The following is a 2,050-nucleotide window of genomic DNA, read 5'->3' as shown; positions in this document are numbered from 1 at the left end:
TGCTGCCAGGTTTGCGGGCGTGCCGGTCAGGGCCGGTGCCACGTTGTTGGCGGTCAGGCCAAAGCTTTGGGTGGCGGCTGTTTGGGCACCTTGCGCATCCACCACCTTGTAGCTCAGGGTCACCAGACCGGCATAGCCCGTATCGGGGGTGATGGTGTAGGTGCCGTTGCCGTTGTCTGTAACGCTGCCGTGGTTGGCGCTCAAGGCGGCCACGCTCAGGGCGTCGCCTTCGACATCTGTGTAGCCTTTGAGCAGGTCGGCGGCAGTGACTTCGTAGGCTTGGCCTTCTTGGCCATTGATCAGATCAGCCGTTTCACCGGTGAGTGCGGGGGCGTCGTTGACGCTGTTCAAACTCAAGGTTTGCGAAGCTGCAGTGTGTCCGCCTTGGCCGTCTGCAATGAGGTAGCTCAGCGTGACGGTGCCGTTGTAGTTGGCCGCGGGCGTGAAGGTGTAGGTGCCGTTTTGGTTGTCGGTGATCTGGCCCTGGTCGGCCAGCAGTTCGCTCACGCTCAGCGTGCCCAGATCGGCATCGGTGTAACCGGCCAACAAGTCGGCGGCGCGAAGGATGTAAGGCTGGTCTTCTGTGCCTGCAGCCAGGCTGGCCTTGTCACCTGTCAAGACCGGTGCGTCATTGCTGGCGCTCAGGCTGAAACTCTGCTCGACGGCTGTATGACCGCCTTGACCATCGCTGATGGTGTAGCTCAACGCGACCGGGCCGTTGTAGTTGGCATCGGGCGTGAAGCGGTAGTTGCCCTGGCCGTCATCTGTGAGGGTGCCGTGCGTAGCTGTGACGTTCGTCACGCTGAGCGTACCGCCATCGACGTCGCTGTAGCCTTGCAGCAGTTGCGCGGCTGTGAAGGTGTAGGCCGTGTCTTCAAGGCCTGCGCTCAGGATCGCGGTCTGGCTGGTCAGCGCAGGTGCGTCGTTGACGCTGTTCAGGCTGAAGCTTTGGCTGACCGACTTTTCTGCGCCTTGGCCGTCCAGCACTTTGTACGTCAACGTGACGGGGCCGTTGTAGTTGGCCGCTGGCGTGATGGTGTAGGTGCCGTCGCCATTGTCTGTGACGCTGCCGTGGTTGGCGATCAGTGCGCCCACGCTCAGCGTGCCGCCATCGACATCGCTGTAGCCTTGCAGCAGTTGCGCGGCGGTGACTTGATAGGCTTGGTCTTCTGTGCCTGCTGCCAAGATCGCGGGCAGGCTGGTCAGGGCTGGTGCATCGTTGACCGATTCCAGCGTGACGGTTTGTGTGGCGTTGGTGCGACCACCTTGGCCGTCCACCACTTTGTAGCTCAGTGTCAGCGTGCCGTTGTAGTTCGCATCCGGGGTGATGGTGTACAGGCCAGGAGAAGTCAACTGCACCTGACCATGATCGACCCGCAGGTTTTCCACCGCGAGTGTGCCGCCGTCCTGATCGCTGTAGCCTGTCAACAGGTCTTGCACGCGCACGGTGTAGGCGCTGTCTTCCTGGCCTGCTGCCAGGCTTGCTGCCGTGCCAGTCAAGGCCGGTGCCACGTTGTTGGCTGTCAACCCAAAGCTTTGGCTGGCGGCTGTTTGGGCGCCATGTGCATCCACCACCTTGTAGCTCAGGGTCACCAGACCGGCATAGCCCGCATCGGGGGTGATGGTGTAGGTGCCGTTGCCGTTGTCTGTGACGCTACCGTGGTTGGCGCTCAAGGCGGCCACGCTCAGGGCGTCGCCTTCGACATCTGTGTAGCCTTTGAGCAGGTCGGCGGCAGTGACTTCGTAGGCTTGGCCTTCTTGGCCATTGATCAGATCAGCCGTTTCACCGGTGAGTGCGGGGGCGTCGTTGACGCTGTTCAAACTCAAGGTTTGCGAGGCTGCAGTGTGTCCGCCTTGGCCGTCTGCAATGAGGTAGCTCAGCGTGACGGTGCCGTTGTAGTTAGCCGCAGGCGTGAAAGTGTAGGTGCCGTTTTGGTTGTCGGTGATCTGGCCCTGGTCGGCCAGCAGTTCGCTCACGCTCAGCGTGCCCAGATCGGCATCGGTGTAACCGGCCAACAGTCGACGACGCGAATGATGTAAGACTGGTCTT

General features: G+C 61.6%; 1 protein-coding gene. It reads right to left on the bottom strand.

Going from position 1 to position 2,050, the window contains the following annotated elements; genetic code table 11:
- Positions 1–2,019 (bottom strand): cadherin-like domain-containing protein (locus H663_RS40780; RefSeq protein ID WP_276309862.1); only part of this gene is annotated, 2,019 nt, incomplete at its 3' end.
- Positions 2,020–2,050: the final 31 nt, after the last annotated feature.

It is taken from the genome of Limnohabitans planktonicus II-D5 (assembly GCF_001270065.2).
GTDB classification, from domain to species: Bacteria; Pseudomonadota; Gammaproteobacteria; order Burkholderiales; family Burkholderiaceae_C; genus Limnohabitans_A; species Limnohabitans_A planktonicus.
This window is presented reverse-complemented; position numbering and strand designations above follow the sequence as displayed.